Below are 20,896 nucleotides of genomic sequence, written 5' to 3'. Positions count from 1 at the left end.
AGGTTAGTTTATCTGTTTCAAAATTTCCCTTTGTGAATGCAGTACATAAGGTTTGAATTTTTCATACCAACCATTCCAAGCAGCTGCGTTCATTTCTTTAGCTAAGTCAGCTTCAAAATCGGCCAGTGTTTTATAGGGTGATTCAAAAATCAATCTATACCCATCACCTGTAAAATCAGTTAAAACACGTCCTCCAGCTGGTTGTGTCATCAAACCAAGACCTGCGGCTTCGTCGACCAATGCTTTGGCTTCTCTATATCGGCCAAATTGCAGATAAAATATTTCTCTTACAATAAACATGATATAATAATTTAAGTTAAACAAATTGCGAACTGCAAAGTTACGGAATAATGAATTTATTTGACTTAAAATATTGAAAATCAGTAGTTTGTTTTTTTGTTATATAATCTCAAACAATTTCCCAGGTAAAGGTCGCATGACACCTTTTAGTTCCATATTTAACAACAAGGAAGATAATTTAAAAATAGGAAAATTACACTCAATAGCAATTGTATCCATAAGTTCTTTACCATTGTTTTGAAGAAAATCATAAATTAATTGTTCTTCGGGCTCGAGCGAAACAAATAATTGTTTTTGTATCGTTTTTTCCTTCTTTTCCAATTCCCAGTTGAGAATATAAACCAAATCGGCGGCACTTGATAATAAATGGGCTCTTTGGGTTTTTATCAAATTATTGCAACCTTGACTGTACTTATCTGAGATTCTTCCCGGAACGGCAAAAACGTCGCGATTGTAATCATTTGCTAAATTGGCTGTGATGAGCGAACCGCCAGAATCGGCACTTTCTATAACAATTGTAGCTTCCGAAATTCCTGCAACGATACGATTTCTTCTAACAAAATTTTCTCTTTCTGGGCTAGAATTACTCCAAAACTCAGTCATAAAGCCACCGTTTTCTTCGACTTTACTCATGTATTTTTTATGCGTTTTTGGATATATTTGATTTAATCCGTGGGCAAGAACGCCAATGGTTTGCAAGTTGTTTTCTAATGCAGCTTGGTGCGCTACAATATCGACTCCGTAGGCAAAACCACTTACGATTATTGGGTCGAGTGGTGCTAAATCGGCAATGAGTTTTTTACAAAAATCGATTCCGTAAGATGTAATTTGACGTGTGCCAACGATACTGATAATTCGCTTTTGTTTGAGATTTATGTTTCCCGCAGTAAATAATAAAACTGGACCATCAACACAATGTTTTAATCTTTCGGGATAATTATCGTCTTTAAAATAAGAAACATTAATATTGTTATTTTGAATGTATTTGAGTTCTTTTTCGGCTTGACCGAAAATAGTTTTGTTTTTTAAATTATTTAGTAAAACCCTACCGATGCCATCAATAGTAGCCAATTGCGAAGTTTTAGTAGTAAAAATAGCTTCCGCCGAACCACAATGATTCAGTAATTTTTTGGCCATAATATCGCCAACGCCTTCTACTTTTTGCAGTGCAAGTAAATAATGTAATTCGGTTTCTGTCATAATTTTTTGCACAAGATTGTAAAAGTATCAAATAAATGCAAAATTGTTAATAACATTTGTTGATAAAATTATTATTTTCGCTTGTAGTTTATAATTTTGCTTTAATGAATATAGCCGATCACATATCTCAATTATTATATCGTTTTCAGTGTGTTACTGTTCCTGGTTTTGGTGCTTTTTTAGCCGAAACTATTTCTGCAAACATACACGAAAGCAATCAAACTTTTTATCCGCCAAAGAAAGTAATTTCTTTTAATCCTCATTTGAAAAATAATGACGGATTATTAGCCAATCATATTTCGGTTACGGAAAAAATGAGTTACGAACAAGCGACAGTTACAATCGAAAAGGCTATTTTCTCATGGAAAAGTGAGTTAGAAAATAATCGTCATTTATCACTTAAAAATATCGGTGAATTAAGATTAAACCAAGAAAATAATTTGGTTTTTGAGCCTTCAAATCATTTGAATTATTTGACTGCTTCTTTCGGATTAAGTTCTTTTGTTTCGCCATCAATAAAAAGAGAATTCTCGATTGCTAAGACAGAAGAAATTGAAGAAGTTATTTATCAAATTCCAACTGAAAACAGAAGGTATTTAAATCCTTATTTGAAATATGCTGCTGTTTTTATATTGTCACTAGGCGCTACTGGTTTTGGTTATAAATCATATTTAAATCAGACAGAACAAGCAGAAACACTGATGGTACAAGCTGATGTTCAGAAAGAAGTAAATGCTAAAATTCAGGAAGCTACTTTTCTTATTGACAATACAGTTTTTGAAGCGGAAACCGAAAAAACATTGCCTTTTCATATCATGGCTGGCGCTTTTAGAAACGAAAAAAATGCTAGTCGAGAATTAGAAGACTTAATTTCGAAAGGTTACAATGCTAGGATTTTTTCACGAAATACAAACGGATTAATTCCTGTAGTTTACGGTAGTTTTGCAACTTATACCGAAGCGCAATACAAAATGACTCAAATACAAGATTCGATAAATCCTGCTGCTTGGCTTCTTATCGAGGAATTATAAAAACAAATCTCACTATAAATATTTAGCCATAAATTCTTGAATTTGTGGCTATTTTTTTTTCAATAGCTTATACTTTCCGTTTATCTTTGTAAAAAAAATCTCATGCAAGCAAAATTTCCTTCAGAGTCATTCACAATTCTTACAGATTTAGTTCTTCCTAGCGAAACCAATCCATTAAACAATCTTTTTGGTGGTGAATTGTTAGCTAGAATGGACCGTGCCGCAAGTATATCTGCCAGAAGGCATTCTCGCAGAATTACGGTAACAGCATCTGTAAATCACGTGGCGTTTAACAAATCTATTCCTTTGGGAAGTGTGGTTACTGTTGAAGCAAAAGTATCTAGAAGTTTTAGAACATCTATGGAAATTTTTATTGATGTTTGGGTTGAAGATCGTGAGTCTGGAAACAGAACCAAAGCCAACGAAGCTATATATACTTTTGTAGCAGTAGATGAAACTGGACATCCTGTTGAAGTTCCTGCAATTGACCCACAAACTGATGAAGAAAAATCTAGATTTGATGCTGCTTTGCGAAGAAAACAATTAAGTTTAGTTCTTGCTGGAAAAATGAAACCGAGTGATGCAACGGAATTGAAAGCGTTGTTTTTATAGGTTTAATTTTGAACCGTATAAGTCACATCTATAAACAAAAATTCCACTAATTATCACGAATTGAATTTGTGATAATTAGTGGAATTTTTGTTTGTATTACTTACATATTCATAATCCAACTTTGTGGATTTAGCTTTGTAGTATTCTGAAAAATCAGGAATTTTAAAATAGCTTTATTTGTAAATGTATTAAAAAATACTTCACCCAAAACTTGTTTGGTTGAAACTTTATCTCCTTTTTTAACAAATACTTTTCCAACATTAGAATAAGTCGTAATATAATCTCCGTGACGCAATACAATTGTTGCGGTTCCGTTTGCGGCTTGTTGCACATCACTAACTTCTCCTGCAAATACCGAACGTGCTTTAGCGCCTCTTTCTGAAGAAATTTCTATTCCGCTGCTTTCAATCATGATTGATGGTTCTAGCGGATGTGGTTGTCTTCCAAATTTCTTAGTCAACAATCCTTTTTCTACCGGCCATGGTAAACGTCCACGATTGGTTTTGAAATCATTTGCTAATTCTTTTGCTTCAGGTGTTAATACAAATGTTGTTGTGTTTGTTGTATTACCAGCTTTTTTATTCGCTGCAGCAATAGATTCTCTAATTAATCTGTCTATTTGTTTTTCTATTGCTCTAGATTCTTTTTGCTTTTTTCTGATATCGGCAATAATTTTTGCTTTGTCTTTCTTGATAGAGAATAACAATCTCTGTTGCTCTTGTTTGTCTTTTTCTAGAACTTGCTTTTCTTTTTCGCTTTCGGCAATTAATTTTACTTTTTCTTGTTTCTGACCTGAAAGTTTGTTGTTATACTGTTCTAATTCGGTAGTTTTTGCTTTTATTTCTTCGCCTTGCAGTTTTCTGAAACTAGAATATTGCTTCATATATTGTGCTCTTTTGTAGGCTTGCAGGAAGTTTTCGGACGAAAGCAAAAACATAGCTTTACTTTGCTCAGAACGGCTTTTGTATGATTTTACAATCATTTTAGAATAGTCTTCTTTTAGGATTTTTAAATCTTTATTGAGTCTATTTACATTTACTTGATTAATATACATACTATTTCCTAACACTTTGGCTTGTTTGGCTGTTGTGTTAATTAGTTTTTGTTGCAAATTAATTTTAGCAGTTTGTTGCACCACGACATTCACCACCGATTTTTCTTTCTTTTTTTGGCTTTGCAACAATTTTTCTTGCGCTCTAATTTCTTGTTGCAAACGTTCTTTTTGCTCTTCGAGTTTTCGTTGTCTCTCCTCTTCTTGTCCCCATGAGAGCGAAGTTGAGAGTATTAACAGAAAACAAATAATATATTTTGACATCCTAAAAATTGTATCTAATTGTTATAATTTGATTTGCTCATAACCACCTGGAACGCTATACGGAAATGTTAAATCTTCGTTGAATGTAGCATTTTTATATTCAATCGTAATATTAGTGGTTTTATTGTCTTGATTTGCAAAAATAAGAAGTTCTCCTGGTAAAACACATTCTGGATGCAAATTATAATTAGAATAATTGACCATCATTTTTCTTTCTGGTGTTTTTTGAGTGATTTCTTGACGTTTTAACCAAAATGAATTTCCGTCGAAAAGGTAACTTTTGTTGAAATTTTCTTTTGATGTTTCTTCTAATTTTGGCGCGCCTTCTTCCATAGAAAGTGAATAATTTCCTTTAGATAAATCATCGATAGCTTGTCCTAACAACATGTTTTGGGCTTTCTGAAAATCTAAATCGGTTCCCAACAAGTTGCTTAATGTTTTGTAATCTCCTTCAAAATATTTGCCGCCAATTTTCTCGTAATAACGAACTTGAGTTGGTGTAATTATAGCTTTTGCCATCGTTATTCCTAACATTTTTATGCTAACTAGGATAATTTCATCTTTTTTAATTCTTATATCTGCCGAAAGGCTTAATGATTGTTTGTCATCGGCATAATCGACATTTGCTTTGATGTAAGCCGTTTTAAAATCACGATTTACCGCATAATGATTTTTTATAATATTAGAAACTGTTGCAGTTTCGCCTGTAGCGACAGGTTGCGATGCTATTGTTTTCTGTTTCGATTTGCAAGACAATAAAGCCAAAACCAATAAAAAAGGGAGAATTCTGCGCATTATTTTTGTTTTGTTTTTAGATTTTGAGCCTTAGCCAAATATTGTTCGCTTTTTTGTGTGTTTCCAAGTCCTTTTGATGCTTCCGCCAATTGATTTAGAAAATCGATTTCTAAATCTACATTGTCTATCACATAATCCATACCAGATTCTAGAAAATCAGTTGCTTTTTTATAATTTTTCAATTGATTTGATGCTTTCCCAGCAAAAAAATAATATTCTGGTTGGTTGGGAAAAGTATCTATAAGTTCCGAAGCTTTGGTTACTAAAACTTCATATTTACTAGTTTCTTCATAAGAAGCTAACAAGAATACATTTGTTTCCAAATCGGTATTTGACGCTTTTTCTAGGTTTTTTATAGCCAAATCCCAATTCTTCTTTTTGTAATAAAACTTACCTATTTCTTTATAAACATTAAATTCGGAATCATTTTCAAAATAGGTTGTTGCTTTGTTTAGCTCGGTTTCAAAAATTGGATTTTTTAATGTAAAAATGAGAAACTCATTATACATTCTGTACTTGACTTTTTTATCTATTTTAGAGCTGTTTAAAACCATTTCTAAAGATTTCGCAGCGCTGTTTCCGTCGTTACTATTAATGTGGTATTTGTATAAAAAAACTTGTGCCCAAGTCGAATTTGGAATGTTTTTTTCTAGTTTTCGAGCCACCTGCAAGGCTTTTTCTTCTTGATTGTCATCGGAATACATATAAATAAGTGACAGGTAGTTTTCTTCGTTGTTAGGCGATTGTTCAATGGCTTTTTCTAAAGTGGTTTTGTCGGACGAGTTGGTTTTAGTTTGTGCCGTAATTTGCAATTTGTATCTATCTCGAAGCTCAGTATTTCCTACATTTTCGTTTAATTCATTTATTAAAATCAAAGCTTTGTCAAACTGTTGTGTGTACATATAAAGCGACACCAAGTCTTCCCTATATTTTTTGTCTAACGGAATTATTTTTTGTGCAATATCTAATGCTTGATTGTAATTTTTAGTTTGATAATATACTTCATACAAATCGATCAGATACCATTTGTTTTTGGTGTCTAGTTGTGCAGCTTTTGCATAAGCTTGCTCGGCATTTTGATAGTCTTTCTGAAAAAAATAATTCTTACCTAATTCGTGATAAATTACTGCATTCTCTGGTTGAATTTTTAAACATTTTTCGAGAGAAACAATGGCTTTATCGTAATTTTCAATCCCTTTTTGAATGAGTGATTCGTAATAAGATTCTTTAAAATCATCTTTTTCTAACGCTATATCTTCTGGTTGGGTTTGTGCCAATACGTTTGCAGAAATGATACACATTCCTAAAACAAACCATTTTATTTTTGACACTTTTTCCATTTTTTTAAACGCAAAGTTTTTATTTTTTCAACCACGAAGTTCACAAAGTAAAACTTAATTTTTAAGAACACAAACCTTTGTGAACTTCGTGTTTAAATTCCTTATTCTAAAATCGAATAATCACCAATACTTATACTTGTAAAATCACCATCGAAACTAGCATGATTTCCTATCATTGCATTGTCTAATTTGGCATTTTTTATGTGTGCATGAGTTTGTACCAAACTGTTTTTTATGGTACTATTTACAATGTGAGTTCCTCTTCCTAAAGACACATTTGGTCCCACGGTTGCGTTTATCAAAACCACATCTTCCGCTATGTAGCACGGTGAAATAATGGTAGAATTTTCTGATTTTACATTATTTGAAATTAAATTAACTCCATCTTGATATAAAAAATTCAACATTCTTGAATTGGTATCAACTGTAACATCCTTGTTTCCGCAATCCATCCATTCATCTACTTTTCCTGGAACAAAAATCATGCCTTTTGCCATCATTTGTTTAATTCCATCGTTTATTTGATATTCACCACCATGAATGATGTTGTTATCTAAAACCAATTGCAATTCATTTTTAAGAACGGCAACATCTTTAAAATAATATATTCCGATGACAGCTAAATCTGAAACAAATTCTTTTGGTTTTTCGACCAATTCTACTATTTGATTTTTATCGTTTAAGTTTATTACTCCAAAAGCTTCTGGTTGATCTACTTGTTTTACCCAAATAACACTATCGGCAGTTTGATCTAAATCGAAATCGGCACGAATTAAAGTATCGGCATAAGCAATAACCGCAGGACCAGAAAGTGAATCTTTGGCACACATAATAGCATGACCAGTTCCTAGCGCTTCATTTTGATAATAAATAGTTCCTTTTGCTCCTAATTTTTGAGCAATTGCAATGAGTTCTTCTTCTACTTTTTTGCCAAAACTTTCGTGAATAATAAACGCAACTTCTTCTATATCTTGGTTTAAAACCGCAGCAATATCTTCAACCAAACGGTGAACGATTGGTTTTCCTGCAATAGGGATTAATGGTTTTGGAATTGTAAGTGTGTGTGGACGAAGGCGTGAACCACGACCAGCCATTGGTACTATAATTTTCATGTTATTTTTTTTAAACCGCAAAGTTCGCAAAGGTTTTTCGCAAAGTTCACGAAAGTTTTTATATTAAGTTGGGTCACTGATTAAACTGATTCCCACTGATTTTTTGATTAGTTATATTCTCATTTATTTATCCAGTTTGTGTATTCTGTCCAATCTTCCAAATAGTATTCCTTTAATTCACTTGGTTTAATCTCTTCCATTTCAATAAACCCAACTTTAGAAACTCTAGGATATTCTGCTTGAGATATAACATCCCGATAATCTGAATTACACATTTTAATACATAAATCAATCTTACTAAAATTACCGTTAGATAATTTTAGGACAGCTGCTGAAAGTCTATTTTGACCATTTAAACTTTCACTTTTAATTAAGTCTAACTTTTGTTTTACTATTTCATAGCTCTCAGGAAAATCTCTTCGAATAAGTTTTTCAAGTATCTCTTTGGATATTTCTGCAACGGGTTGATTTTCCAAATGCTTTATTAATTTGAATATTATTAGTATTTATTTTACTCCTGTACTTCCAAAACCGCCTTCGCCACGTGAGGTTTCTGATAAATCTTGTACTTCCAGCCACTCTGCTCTTTCGTGTTTTGCGATGATGAGTTGGGCGATGCGTTCTCCGTTTTCGATTACGAATGCTTCATTGGATAAATTTACTAAAATTACACCAATTTCTCCACGGTAATCGGCATCGACTGTTCCTGGTGAGTTGAGTACTGTAATTCCTTTTTTGAACGCCAATCCGCTGCGTGGTCGTACTTGTGCTTCGAAACCTATTGGCAATTCGATAAAAAGTCCTGTTTTTACAAGGGCTCTTTCTAATGGCTGCAATGTTATGGGTTCTTGAATATTTGCCCGCAAATCCATTCCTGCCGAAGCGATGGTTTCGTAATTGGGTAATTCGTGTTGGGATTTGTTTATTATTTTTATTTGCATCTTTTATAAAGGTTCTAAGATTCTGAGTTGCTAAGGTACTGAGGTTTTTCTTGTTTACGAAATGCCATAGCCCTGATTGAAACGAAAATCCTTTTCTTTTTTTTCTTTAGAAAAAGAAAAGATTGAAGTAAAAAGCAGGAAATGGCTTCTAATTTTTCTTTAAGATTTTTAAAAGTACTTGTTTTTCGTTTCTGTAAATATAATAACCAAATAAGATTAGTGCAAATATTCCGAAGATATAACTTTCTCTGAATAGTGGTATGTAGAAGGATAGCCCGGAAAGTAGGATTGAAATTCCTAAATAAGAGCCTATTTTATTGATTTCGTAGGGAATTGGATATTTTTTTTGACCGAGATAATAGGAGATAAACATCATGCTTCCGTAGGCTGTGATGGTGGCAATGGCTGAGCCGTAATAACTGAATTTTTCGATTAATAAATAATTTAAAAGCAATGTAATTACTGCGCCAATAATTGAAATATAAGCGCCAATTTTTGTTTTGTCGATGATTTTGTACCAAACTGATAGATTGGTATAAATTCCGAGGAAAAAATTAGCTAGAATAATAAGCGGAACGACTTTCATAGCTTCCCAATAACTTGGATTTGGCACCAGAAGTATTTTGAGAATATCGACAAAAACAATGACAAACAACAAGATGAATGATCCTGTTATGACAAAATATTTTGTTATTGTGGCATAGGTTTGCGGTGCGTTTTCGTTTCCTGCATGGCTGAAAAAAAACGGTTCGATTCCTAATGTAAACGCTGTTCGGAATAAAACCATAAACATTCCAATTTTGTAGCACGCGGAATAGGCTCCGATGTCAGACTTGGAAACATGAAACCAATCGAGTAGGATTTTATCGAAATGCTCGTTGATAGCAAAACCTATTCCTGCGATTAGAATGGGGAATCCATATTGTATCATTTTTTTCCAGAGTAGGAAATCGAATTTCCATTTTATTTTGAAATAATTGGGAGAAAGTACTATAAATGTAAGTAAACTTGACAGTAAACTTGATACAAATATGTAACCTACTTGAAAGTTTTCGAAATATATTGTGCTTAGAAATCCTGTCGGATTTGATGCCGTAATTTTGGGTAGTACTAGTAAAAAGAATAAATTGAGTAAAAAATTTGTCGTTACATTTCCTATTTTGATTATGGCATAAACCATTGGCTTTTTTTCGGCACGAAGCCTAGAAAATGGTATAATTACCAGTGCGTCGAGTACTAATATCCAAATTGTATAAGTGATATATTGTACATTGATGTCAGACCAATGTGATAGCGAATTTCTGAACAACAAGCTTAAAACAAGAAACGTAATTGTACTCCAAAATATAGAAATTGTAGTTGTAGAAATTACCTTTTTCTTGTTCTCTTCCTGATTATAAAACCTAAAAAAAGCAGTTTCCATGCCATAAGAAAGTACTACATTAAAAAAAACCAAGTAGGCAAATACGATAGAAACATCGGCAAATTCTTGTTTTGGTAAGACTTTTGTGTACAGTGGATTGAGTAAAAAACTAATCATTCTAGGCAATACCGTTGCCAATCCGTAGATTAATGTTTGTTTGAAAAGTGATTTATATAAACTCAATTTTGGAAGATTTTACCGCAAATTCGCAAATTTTCTATTCTTAGAATTTGATTTTTAGTAACAAAAATAACTAATTTATTGGTTTTGCCGATGGATACATGAGCATTTCTTTTTCTTCTATTTTAGAAATTTTGTAATACCTTTTCATGTTTTTATAAGTGTATTCTAAAATGGCTTCGTTTTCTGAAATTGGAAATGGGGTTTTTATAATTTTTTCTTTCTCCGATGGGTTTGCATCGTCCGTAATCTCATCGTTCACTCTTCGGTTTATATCTCTAACCAGATTTGCAAAGTAAACATTGTCGGTTGATTCTGTTATTTTTACTTTTTTATTTCTAAAATACAATTGATTTAAAACAAAGTCTTTAGATGGTTTTTCTTTAAATTCGATAGAAACATTTGTTCCGCCGCCGCCGCCTCTTACTCCAGCTACCCAATTTTGATACTGTACTTTTTGAATTTTAGTGTCAAAATATTTAGAGATTACCACTTGTGAAAAACAGGTTGTGATGCCGCTTAAAAAAAACAACAGTATAATTGCACTTTTTTTCATTTTAATATGATTTGAATATATTATAAAGGTATAACAAAAAAGAGACCAAAATTTGTTTTATGTCAATCCTTCTTCATCAAGAATTTTTACAAAGTGAAAACCTTTTGGACCATAACCTTGGTTATAAAAGAAGCGATGTGCGGTAAAGTTGTGTGTATATGCATCGAGAACAATGTTTGTACAGCCTAAATCTAAAGCTTTTTGGTTTACATAATCGGTGAGCATTTTTCCTATTCCTTTCGATCGATAATCTGGATGCACAATAAAATTATCTATTTCTAAATATTTTCCTGACCAAAGTTTTATACCAAACCAACAACCTGTTATTCCAATACATTTTTCATTATCAAAAACGGCAATTTGAGTATAATTATGTGGAATCATTTCCTGAAGATACGATTCGTATTTTTCGATTGTCAGTTTTGGATACAAAAATTGCATAACCTTAAATTGAGAAAGCATTTCCTGAATTGTTGTGAGTTCTTTTGTTTGCAATGTAAAATAAATTGTTTTTGGTAAAATTACACAAAAATTCATATTCAAAAACAAGTACATTTGCTTCTTTTTTTAAAATCTCACAATGAAAGTCTACACGCTGTTATTTATCACTATTCTATTTTCGACAGGAATATATTCTCAGGAATTTTTCGAAACTAAAAAAACTCCTAACACTGTTACAAAACATAATATTTCTTATCAAGATGATTATTCTTGGTTAGAAAATATGCGTTCTGAAGAAGTTAATCATTGGGTCGATAAACAAAATGAATTTACAAATAATCATTTGTTAGAAGTTAGCAAAACCTATTCATTAGTGTCGAAAATAAAAGAATATGATACTCGAACCACCTATAGTTTACCTAATAAGAAGGGGAAATATTTTTATGCAGGATATCGTAAGGATAAGAAAAAACCAGCCAGTTTATATTTTATGAAATCGTTAGATGATGAACCTGTAGAAATTGTAAATCCAAACAAGATTTATCCTGAAAAAAACGTTACTTTAAGTGGCTATTTCCCTTCTAAAAATTCTTCAAATTTAGCTTACAAAATAAGTATCGACGGAAGTGATAAACAGGAAATTAGGTTTGTCGATTTATTTAAAAATAAAGATTTAGACGATGTTTTAAAGAATGTAAAATTCTCTGGCGTTTCTTGGAACAAAGATCGTGGTGTTTTTTATAAACAAAATGGTAATAAAGATTTTTTTGCACAAGATTCTACATTTAAACTTTTTTATCATAAACTTGGCGACGTACAAGATGCTGATGAACTTATTTTTGATGCTACTAAAAGTGGAAATAGTTTTAGTTTTTTTACATCAATAAATAAGCTCTTTCTAATAGAAACGAATAAAATAGATGGTCTTAAAAATTATTATTTTAGTGATTTAGAAAACGATAATTTCAAGCTAAATAAATTTATCGAAAATGATGATTCGAACTTCGAATTCATTAATTACTACAAAGGCAGGGTTTATTTTACTTCAAAAAAAATGAATTGGGGAGACGTTCGATCCTTTGACATTCAGGACAGAAGAGACGAAAAAACAGTTATTCCTCAAATATATACGCATTTACTTGAGCAAACTTTTTTCTCCGACGATTATTTAATTTGCAAATACAAAACCTTAGGCAAATATTATATCATATTTTATGATTATAACGGAAAATTAATACGAAAAATAACAGTACCCGACGGAATGGATATTGAGTTTATGAATTTTGACAAAGAAACTAAAGATTTCTATTTTGGCGTTCATTCCTATACTTTGCCCTTCCGTAATTTTAAAGTTAATATAGAAACCGGAAAGGAACAACCTTTCTATAGTTTAGCAAACCCACCAAAACCGACACTTTTTCCTTTAAATTACTTTGAAACAAAGAATATAACCTATAAAAGTCGAGATAATGTAGATATTCCTATCACAATTATTCACAAAAAAGGACTCCTATTCGACGGAAACAATCCAACATTACTAGAAGCGTATGGTGGTTTTGGAGTTGTAAGTTCACCTAATTATGATACTGGTTTATTATATTTTCTTGAAAAAGGTGGTGTTTTTGCTTACGCAGAAATTCGTGGTGGCGGAGAAAAAGGAGAAAAATGGCATGAAGATGGTATGGGATTAAAAAAAATGAATTGCTTTAATGATTTTATTGATGCTACCGAATATTTAATTAAAGAAAAATACACTTCGCCAAACAAATTAGCCATCACTGGTGCCTCGCAAGGAGGATTATTAGTTGGGGTTGCTATTACAAAAAGACCAGATTTATTTAAGGTTGCAATTCCAAAAGTTGGTGCTTTTGATATGGCAATATTTAAAAAATATACTGCTGGAAAATACTGGTTACAAGAATACGGCAATGTAGACAATGAGAAAGACTATAATTATTTATTAGGTTATTCTCCCTATCATAATGTGAAAGAAGAAGCGAATTATCCAACAACATTAATCATTACATCAGAAAATGATGATCGCGTCCCGCCTTTACATTCCTATAAATTTGCGGCAGAACTACAAAACAGAACTGCACAAAAGAATCCAATATATCTAAAAACCACAAAAAAAGCAGGTCATTATGGAGATTCTTCTACTTATGAAAAACGTCTAAACGAGAAAGCTGAGTTTTATAGTTTCTTAATGTATCACTTAAACCAATAAAAAAAGGCTCACAATGTGAGCCTTTTTTTATTCTATATAAATCCTTATCCTTTCCAACACTTCGCTTTTTGAAGATTTGAAAAACTATCGTTTTTCTTATCCTTTCAACGCTTCTGCTCCACCAACGATTTCTAAAATCTCGTTAGTAATTGCAGCCTGACGCGCTTTGTTGTAAGTTAATTTTAACTGATCTCTCAATTCGGTTGCGTTGTCTGTTGCTTTGTGCATTGCAGTCATACGAGCACCGTGTTCTGAAGCAAATGAATCTCTAATTCCTTTGTATAATTGAGTTTTCAATGATTTAGGAATCAATGTTAATACAATTTCTTCTTTAGATGGTTCGAAAATATAATCTCCTGTCGAAACTGGTTTATCAGATTTTATAGGTGCTAATGGCAAAAACTGTTCTGTTTGAACGATTTGTGTCGCAGCATTCTTAAATTGATTGTAAATCACTTCAATTTTGTCATAATCTCCAGCTACAAACTTATCTGTCAACGTTTGTGCAATTTTTGCAACATTGTCGAAAGTTAAATTGTCAAAAACTGAACTCTGATTGTCAACAACCGAAAGTGTTTTGCTTAAAACGTCATTTCCTTTTTTACCAATAGCAAAAACATCTACTTGTTTTCCTGCATAAAAATCTGCACGGTTTTTTACTTCCTTAATTACATTGGTATTAAAAGCACCACACAAACCTCTATTTGAAGTGATGGCAACTACTAATACTTTTTTAATTTCACGTTGTTTTGTGAATGCTCCACCTGCATCACCATCTAGTGTAGCAGAAAGATTTTGTAATAATTCCGTTAGTTTTTCGGCATAAGGGCGCATTGCTGTAATAGCATCTTGTGCTTTTTTCAGTTTTGCTGCAGAAACCATTTTCATTGCCGATGTAATTTGCATCGTCGATGAAACGGAAGTAATTCTATTACGGATTTCCTTTAAATTTGCCATTTATTCGTTTTTATTTTAAATTATAAATGTTGAATTATAAATTTTAAAAAGTGACAACCACAATTCGAAATTTATAATTCAAAATTTAAAATAATATTAATTATATTTTGCTGATAATTCTTTAGCTGTAGCTTCGATAACATCTGTAATTTTGTCATCTAATTTACCAGCTTTTAGAGCATCTAGCGTATCTCTGTGTTTGTTGTTTAAGTACTCGATAAAATCTTTTTCGAATTCTTTTACTTTATTTACAGGAACACTTTTCAATAAGTTTTTAGAACCAGCGTAGATAATAGCTACTTGGTCTTCAACAGTATAAGGAGAGTTTAGACCTTGTTTCAAGATTTCAACGTTTCTTTTTCCTTTTTCAATTACGTTTAATGTAACAGCATCAAGATCAGAACCAAATTTTGCAAACGCTTCCAATTCACGGAATTGTGCTTGATCTAATTTTAATGTTCCAGCTACTTTTTTCATCGATTTAATCTGAGCATTTCCTCCAACACGAGATACCGAAATACCTACGTTAATCGCTGGACGAACTCCTGAGTTAAACAAATCTCCATCAAGGAAAATTTGACCATCAGTAATCGAGATTACGTTTGTTGGGATATATGCAGAAACGTCACCAGCTTGTGTTTCGATAATTGGTAAAGCAGTAAGAGAACCACCACCTTTTACGATAGATTTTAATGAATCTGGTAAATCGTTCATATTTTTTGCGATATCATCATCAGCAATTACTTTACAAGCTCTTTCTAACAAACGAGAGTGTAAGTAAAAAACGTCTCCAGGATATGCCTCACGTCCCGGTGGTCTTCTTAATAAAAGAGAAACCTCACGGTAAGCTACTGCTTGTTTAGATAAATCATCATAAACAATAAGTGCTGGACGACCAGAATCACGGAAATATTCTCCAATTGCAGCTCCGGCCATTGGCGCGTAAACTTGCATTGGTGCTGGATCAGAAGCATTTGCAGCAACGATAACTGTATAAGCCATTGCGCCTTTTTCTTCTAACATTTTTGCAATTCCTGCTACAGTTGAAGCTTTTTGCCCAATTGCAACATATATACAAAATACAGGTTTTCCTGCATCGTAAAATTCTTTTTGATTTAAGATAGTGTCAATACAAACAGTTGATTTACCTGTTTGACGGTCACCAATAACCAACTCACGTTGTCCACGACCAACTGGAATCATTGCATCTACTGCTTTGATACCTGTTTGTAATGGCTCTGTAACTGGTTGACGGAAGATAACTCCAGGAGCTTTTCTTTCCAAAGGCATTTCGTATAAATCTCCACCAATTGGTCCTTTTCCATCGATAGGAAAACCAAGTGTGTTTACTACACGACCTACCATTTGTTCTCCAACTTTTAGAGACGCAATACGTTGTGTTCTTTTTGCTGTAGATCCTTCTTTGATTCCTGTAGATGGTCCTAAAAGTACCACACCTACATTGTCTTCTTCAAGATTCAAAACGATTCCTTCAAGACCATTGTCAAATTCTACAAGCTCACCATATTGAACATTTGATAACCCGTAAATACGAGCGATACCATCTCCAACTTGAAGTACTGATCCTACTTCTTCTAGCGTAGCACCAGATTCGAAACCTGATAATTGCTTTTTTAATATTGCTGAAATTTCAGCTGGTTTAATTTCTGCCATAATAGTATAATATTATCTTCCTATGTTTATGTTCACGCCAGATCTTCTTGGCTCTTCTTTTATTATTATTGTGTTTGTATTGTTGGTTGTTTTATTTAGTCTATCAGAAAATGGAGTTCCATATTTTTCTACTAATCTTTCAACTTTTTCTTCATCAAATGTTCCATCTGCATTTACGCATTTAGAATTATAAATAATACTTATTGCCTTTTTAAAGGTTAAATCTAATTCAATTATTTTATTTAATCCTAAAAATTTAACTTCAATATATTTCAAGTCTCCTGTCTTGTTGTAATTTGTAATTGGCTCAACGCCAGGAACTATAACAAGATTCATATAAATAACTTCTTCTTTATTGGAAGTCATCATTAAACTACAAGATTGGCTAAAGCCTCCGCATCCATCATAGTTTAGCCATGCTTTATCGTCTACAAGAACTTCACCTTTTTTAAGTTTAATGTCTTGAGAAAATCCTAAAAAAGAAACTATCAACAATAATACTAAAAAAATATTTTTCATAATTTATTAATTAGAAAGTTCTCTTTTTAATACTTGTAATCTGTTAGCAACAGAAGCGTTGTATTGTTTGTCGCCTATTCTTAAAATAAATCCTCCGATAATTGAAGCATCTACGGTATTTTCTATTGTTACTTTTTTGTCTGAAAAGGTTGCAATTTTAGCTTTTACTTTAGCTTCTAAATCAGCATCCATAGGAATGGCAGTAGTTACTTTAGCAACTTGAACACCATTCATTTCGTCAAATAATTTGTTGTATTCTGAAGCAACTGCTCCTAGAATTTCAAATCTTTTGTTTTCAAACAATAAATGAAATAAGCTTTTTGTTACTTCATTTGTGTTAGCAAAAACTTCTAACAACGCATTTTCTTTAGCTTCAACTTTGATGGTTGGGTTTTGAATAAAAGTATCCAATTCCGAATTACCATTGATTGTTGTTGCTATTAAAAACATATCATTACTTACTTCGTTAGCTACATTTTTTGATGTTGCTAAGTCTAGAATTGCTTTTGCGTAACGAATTGCTGCTCTTGTACTTGACATAATTAATTTAATTTAACGTCTCCTAACATTTTCTCAACCAATTTTGTTTGAGCTTCTTTGTTAGATAATTCGTCTTTTAATAATTTTTCAGCAATTTCGATAGACAAGTTTGAAACTTGAGATTTCAATTCTGCCATAGCCGCATTTTTTTCGCTTTCGATTGCAGCTTTTGCTTGCTCGATCATTTTAAGACCTTGTGCTTGCGCTTCGGTTTTAGAATCGGCAATCATTTTTTCTTTGATTTCGCGAGCATCTTTAAGCATGTTGTCACGCTCTAATCTTGCTTCTTGCAAAATACGTTGGTTGTCTGCTTGAAGGTTTTGCATTTCTGTTCTAGCGTTTTCTGCCGAAAGAAGTGCGTTTTTTATTCCTTCTTCTCTATCATTTACCGCATCAAGAATTGGTTTCCAAGCGAATTTTTTCAATAAAAGGATTAATCCAACAAATATCAATATCTGCCAGATGAATAGACCAAACGAAAAATCATTTATTAACTTATCCATTATATATAATTATAAATTTTTAATGTTTTAATTTTAAAACAATAGCTACAACCAACCGTTGTAACTATTGTTTTTAAGTTTTATTTCGCGAATAAAGCTGCGAAACCAATACCTTCAATAAGTGCAGCTGCGATAATCATAGCTGTTTGGATTTTTCCTGAAGCTTCTGGTTGACGAGCAATAGCGTCCATTGCTGAACCACCAATTCTACCAATACCTAAACCTGCTCCGATTACAATTAATCCTGCTCCAACAATTTCTGGAATTTGCATAATATATATATTAAAAATTAAACATTCAATTTGATTTTAGATTTTTGAATTTAGATTTTAGATTCGTGAAAATCTAAAATCTAGGTCTTAATCTAAATTTTAATGATGAGCTTCTTCGTGATGATGCTCTTCGTTACCAGCTCCAAAATACAATGATGATAACATAGTGAAAATATACGCTTGTAAAAATGCCACTAATATTTCTAGAATAGAAAGTGCAAATGCCAATACAAATGACAAACTACTTCCTATCCAACTTTTAAAGATAAACATTAAACCAATAATACTCATTAACACTACGTGACCCGCCATCATATTTGCATACAAACGAATCATTAATGAAAATGGTTTGATAATTGTTCCTAATAATTCAATCATTGCTAATACAGGTCTTAAGATTACAGGAACCCCTGGCATCCAAAGCATATGTGACCAATAATTTTTATTAGCTGTAAAAGTTGTAATCAAATAAGTTAATACCGCTAAAGATAATGTAATTGTAATATTACCTGTTACGTTGAATCCTAATGGAGCTAATCCTAAAATATTTAAAAAGAAAACAAAGAAAAATATGGTTAATAAATAACTCATATACTTCTTATAGCTTTTTTCTCCAATATTTGGAATTGCAATTTCGTCACGAACATATAATACTAATGGTTCGAAAAACCTTCCAGCTCCAGAAGCTATACCGTTATTTTTACCATATGATTTTGCTAAACCTGTAAATAATAAAAACATTAATATTGCCACAAATAAAATTCCAACTACACTTTTAGTAATTGATAAATCTAATGGGCGAACGTTTTCTGGGTGACCTCCGTGTCCTTCAACTAAAGCTCCAGACGCATCGGTTTTGTATATTTTTTCGTGGTGTAACACATAAAAATTACCGTTATGTTCTGCGGTTTTTTCACCATGATGAAATTTTGAAGAAGAAAAAACCTGTAAACCGTTATCCCAAAGAATAATAGGTAATGAAAAACCATAGTGTTCTCCTGTTTCTTCGTTTGCAGAAAGTGTAAAATCATGCGCATCTAACAAGTGATGATTTATAAATTCTTTAATTTTAGATTTTACATCTGTTGGTTCTGCATGAGCATCGTGAGAAGCTTCTTTTGTTGAATGTTCTGCTTCTGTCATTGTATGTACAGAATCTGAAACTACGTGAACTGCCTCAGTGTGTACTTTTGTACTATCTGAAACAATATTTGCAAAACTAAATAATGGAAGACAAGCAATTACTGCTGTCAATATAAATCTAAGTGGATGCTTTGAAATTACCATATATAAAAAACTATAATACTAGGTTTGTAAATTTGGTGCAAAGGTACATTTTTTATTAATATTCAAAAAAGATATAGATTGTTTTTTTAGTGTTATTTTATTTTGCTGCATTTATAAAGTCTTTTTCAGGTTATAAGTTATCAACAAATCAAGATTTATTTTAAAATTATTAACTTTAAATCATTGATTTTGTCCGTAGTAAAAGGTATTTTGTCGAAAAATTGTTAATAAAAATTGTTAATAAGTTATTTTTTTATATATTACACAAAATTATGTTCGAACAGAAATTAATAAACTATGAGAAAAAAATTACTTGTTTTATTTATTAGTCTATTTTATATCAATTTATCTGCACAATGCTGGCAATCAGTTTCTGCAGGCGGAGCCCATACTTTGGGTATAAAAACCGGTGGAACTTTGTGGACTTGGGGAAGGAATAATTTTGGACAATTAGGTACTGCTGGAACTCCTTCAAGTTGGTCTACTATTCCTATACAAGTTGGAGCACTGTCAAACTGGCAAACGATTTCTGCTGGAAATTCTCATAGTATTGCTATAAAAACAGATGGTACGCTTTGGACTTGGGGTCGCAATCAAGAAAGTCAACTTGGCGACGGAAGTACAACAAATTCAGACATTCCTATTCAAATTGGAACAGCAACTAACTGGCGATTTATATCTGCTGGTGACGAATATGTTACTGCTATAAAAACAGATGGCACACTCTGGGCATGGGGATTTAACGCTTATGGTCAGTTGGGAGATAATACCATTATAAACAAAACTACGCCAACACAAATTGGAACGGATACTAATTGGTTAACTGTTTCCGCTGGCACAGATCATACTTTAGCTCTAAAAACCAATGGGACTTTATGGGCTTGGGGGAGAAATAATACAGGACAACTAGGAGACAATACCACTGTAAATAAAACAATTCCTACTCAAATTGGAACCGATACAAATTGGCAAAATGCCATGGCAAGTGTACTGCATAGTGTTGCTACAAAGTCTGACGGAAGTCTTTGGACTTGGGGTGACAACTCAAATGGTCAGCTTGGTGATGGCACCATTGTTGGAAAAATATTTCCTATAAATATTGCTACAATAACAAATTGTAGTTCGATAGCAAAAGGATTTCAGCACACTATTGCTAAAAAATCCGATGGTACACTCTGGGCATGGGGAGGAAATATATCTGGGCAACTTGGTGATGCTTCAACTACTCAAAGAAATAGTCCTGTTGGTGTTTCTGGCTTGGCAACCGATTGGCTCATGGTAAACTCGAAAGCTTCACATACTGTCGCTTTAAAAAACGATGGCACTTTATACACTTGGGGAGCAGGTTTATATGGCCGACTAGGTGATGGAACAACCGCTGCAAAAAACACACCTACTCTTATTACTTGTCCTACTTTGTCTGTAGATGAAAATGTATTTGCAGAAAAATTAGCTGTTTATCCAAATCCTGCGTCTTCAGTTTTAAATATTAAAGGAAATAACAATATGGTTTTTAATAAAATTATAATTACCGATTTGTATGGTAAAATAGTTTTTGAAAAGAAAGAAAATATTAATCAGATTAATATTGAAAACCTAGCTTCTGGATTGTATATCATTCAGGCGTTTTCTGAAGAAGGTCGTTATCAAAATAAATTCGTCAAAAACTAA

General features: G+C 32.4%; 22 protein-coding genes. 4 read left to right on the top strand and 18 right to left on the bottom strand.

Annotation, left to right across the window (positions count from 1 at the left end):
• Positions 1–3: 3 nt before the first annotated feature.
• Positions 4–300, bottom strand: a complete 297-nt coding sequence (locus tag BM053_RS05375) for a hypothetical protein (RefSeq protein WP_091474880.1) — start codon at positions 298–300, stop codon at positions 4–6.
• A gap of 99 nt (positions 301–399) precedes the next feature.
• On the bottom strand, positions 400–1,500 hold the full coding sequence (gene dprA, locus BM053_RS05370; protein WP_091474877.1) for a DNA-processing protein DprA: 1,101 nt from the start codon (positions 1,498–1,500) through the stop codon (positions 400–402).
• Between the two features lie 104 nt (positions 1,501–1,604).
• Here dprA and BM053_RS05365 point away from each other — a divergent pair, with 104 nt between their 5' ends.
• Both BM053_RS05365 and BM053_RS05360 read left to right on the top strand, forming a co-directional pair.
• Positions 1,605–2,531: an HU domain-containing protein gene (locus BM053_RS05365; protein ID WP_091474875.1), complete on the top strand. Its 927-nt coding sequence runs from the start codon at positions 1,605–1,607 to the stop codon at positions 2,529–2,531.
• Between the two features lie 102 nt (positions 2,532–2,633).
• On the top strand, positions 2,634–3,143 hold the full coding sequence (locus BM053_RS05360; protein ID WP_091474873.1) for an acyl-CoA thioesterase: 510 nt from the start codon (positions 2,634–2,636) through the stop codon (positions 3,141–3,143).
• 100 nt (positions 3,144–3,243) lie between these two features.
• Here BM053_RS05360 and BM053_RS05355 read toward each other — a convergent pair whose 3' ends face one another.
• The 9 genes from BM053_RS05355 to BM053_RS05315 form a co-directional block, all read right to left on the bottom strand.
• Positions 3,244–4,458: a murein hydrolase activator EnvC family protein gene (locus BM053_RS05355; RefSeq protein ID WP_091474870.1), complete on the bottom strand. Its 1,215-nt coding sequence runs from the start codon at positions 4,456–4,458 to the stop codon at positions 3,244–3,246.
• 21 nt (positions 4,459–4,479) lie between these two features.
• Complete coding sequence (locus tag BM053_RS05350) at positions 4,480–5,253, bottom strand: lipoprotein insertase outer membrane protein LolB1 (RefSeq protein ID WP_091474867.1); 774 nt, start codon at positions 5,251–5,253, stop codon at positions 4,480–4,482.
• Positions 5,253–6,593, bottom strand: a complete 1,341-nt coding sequence (locus BM053_RS05345) for a tetratricopeptide repeat protein (RefSeq protein WP_091474865.1) — start codon at positions 6,591–6,593, stop codon at positions 5,253–5,255. Before BM053_RS05345 ends, BM053_RS05350 begins: the two co-directional genes overlap by 1 nt.
• Positions 6,594–6,694: 101 nt before the next feature.
• Positions 6,695–7,705, bottom strand: coding sequence for a sugar phosphate nucleotidyltransferase (locus tag BM053_RS05340; protein WP_091474862.1), 1,011 nt, complete (start codon positions 7,703–7,705; stop codon positions 6,695–6,697).
• 119 nt (positions 7,706–7,824) lie between these two features.
• The gene (locus BM053_RS05335) at positions 7,825–8,181 is read right to left on the bottom strand and encodes a hypothetical protein (protein ID WP_091474860.1); all 357 of its coding nucleotides are present in this window, start codon (positions 8,179–8,181) and stop codon (positions 7,825–7,827) included.
• Positions 8,182–8,211: 30 nt separating this feature from the next.
• Entirely contained in the window at positions 8,212–8,646 is a 435-nt protein-coding gene (dut, locus tag BM053_RS05330) for a dUTP diphosphatase (protein ID WP_091474858.1), read from the bottom strand.
• A gap of 148 nt (positions 8,647–8,794) precedes the next feature.
• The gene (locus BM053_RS05325; RefSeq protein WP_091474856.1) at positions 8,795–10,252 is read right to left on the bottom strand and encodes a lipopolysaccharide biosynthesis protein; all 1,458 of its coding nucleotides are present in this window, start codon (positions 10,250–10,252) and stop codon (positions 8,795–8,797) included.
• Between the two features lie 70 nt (positions 10,253–10,322).
• On the bottom strand, positions 10,323–10,805 hold the full coding sequence (locus tag BM053_RS05320; RefSeq protein WP_091474854.1) for a hypothetical protein: 483 nt from the start codon (positions 10,803–10,805) through the stop codon (positions 10,323–10,325).
• Between the two features lie 57 nt (positions 10,806–10,862).
• Positions 10,863–11,342, bottom strand: a complete 480-nt coding sequence (locus tag BM053_RS05315) for a GNAT family N-acetyltransferase (RefSeq protein WP_091474852.1) — start codon at positions 11,340–11,342, stop codon at positions 10,863–10,865.
• A 43-nt stretch (positions 11,343–11,385) separates the two neighbouring features.
• Here BM053_RS05315 and BM053_RS05310 point away from each other — a divergent pair, with 43 nt between their 5' ends.
• Positions 11,386–13,473 (top strand): prolyl oligopeptidase family serine peptidase, encoded by a 2,088-nt coding sequence (locus BM053_RS05310; RefSeq protein WP_091474850.1) that lies wholly within the window; start codon positions 11,386–11,388, stop codon positions 13,471–13,473.
• 96 nt (positions 13,474–13,569) lie between these two features.
• Here the strand turns inward: BM053_RS05310 and atpG are convergent, their stop codons facing one another.
• The 7 genes from atpG to atpB form a co-directional block, all read right to left on the bottom strand.
• The gene (atpG, locus tag BM053_RS05305) at positions 13,570–14,430 is read right to left on the bottom strand and encodes an ATP synthase F1 subunit gamma (protein WP_091474848.1); all 861 of its coding nucleotides are present in this window, start codon (positions 14,428–14,430) and stop codon (positions 13,570–13,572) included.
• A 96-nt stretch (positions 14,431–14,526) separates the two neighbouring features.
• Positions 14,527–16,104, bottom strand: a complete 1,578-nt coding sequence (gene atpA / locus BM053_RS05300) for a F0F1 ATP synthase subunit alpha (protein WP_091474846.1) — start codon at positions 16,102–16,104, stop codon at positions 14,527–14,529.
• 12 nt (positions 16,105–16,116) lie between these two features.
• Positions 16,117–16,623, bottom strand: a complete 507-nt coding sequence (locus BM053_RS05295; RefSeq protein WP_091474844.1) for a hypothetical protein — start codon at positions 16,621–16,623, stop codon at positions 16,117–16,119.
• Positions 16,624–16,629: 6 nt separating this feature from the next.
• Complete coding sequence (atpH, locus tag BM053_RS05290) at positions 16,630–17,163, bottom strand: ATP synthase F1 subunit delta (protein WP_091474842.1); 534 nt, start codon at positions 17,161–17,163, stop codon at positions 16,630–16,632.
• A 2-nt stretch (positions 17,164–17,165) separates the two neighbouring features.
• The gene (locus BM053_RS05285) at positions 17,166–17,666 is read right to left on the bottom strand and encodes a F0F1 ATP synthase subunit B (RefSeq protein ID WP_091474840.1); all 501 of its coding nucleotides are present in this window, start codon (positions 17,664–17,666) and stop codon (positions 17,166–17,168) included.
• A gap of 80 nt (positions 17,667–17,746) precedes the next feature.
• Positions 17,747–17,938, bottom strand: a complete 192-nt coding sequence (atpE, locus tag BM053_RS05280; RefSeq protein ID WP_167357301.1) for an ATP synthase F0 subunit C — start codon at positions 17,936–17,938, stop codon at positions 17,747–17,749.
• Between the two features lie 99 nt (positions 17,939–18,037).
• Positions 18,038–19,225, bottom strand: coding sequence for a F0F1 ATP synthase subunit A (gene atpB / locus BM053_RS05275; protein WP_091474836.1), 1,188 nt, complete (start codon positions 19,223–19,225; stop codon positions 18,038–18,040).
• A gap of 297 nt (positions 19,226–19,522) precedes the next feature.
• On the opposite strand from atpB, the gene BM053_RS05270 reads away from it, so the two are divergent.
• On the top strand, positions 19,523–20,896 hold the full coding sequence (locus tag BM053_RS05270) for a T9SS type A sorting domain-containing protein (RefSeq protein WP_091474834.1): 1,374 nt from the start codon (positions 19,523–19,525) through the stop codon (positions 20,894–20,896).

The sequence above is a fragment of the Flavobacterium swingsii genome, assembly GCF_900111965.1.
In the GTDB taxonomy this organism is placed as follows: Bacteria; Bacteroidota; Bacteroidia; order Flavobacteriales; family Flavobacteriaceae; genus Flavobacterium; species Flavobacterium swingsii.
This window is presented reverse-complemented; position numbering and strand designations above follow the sequence as displayed.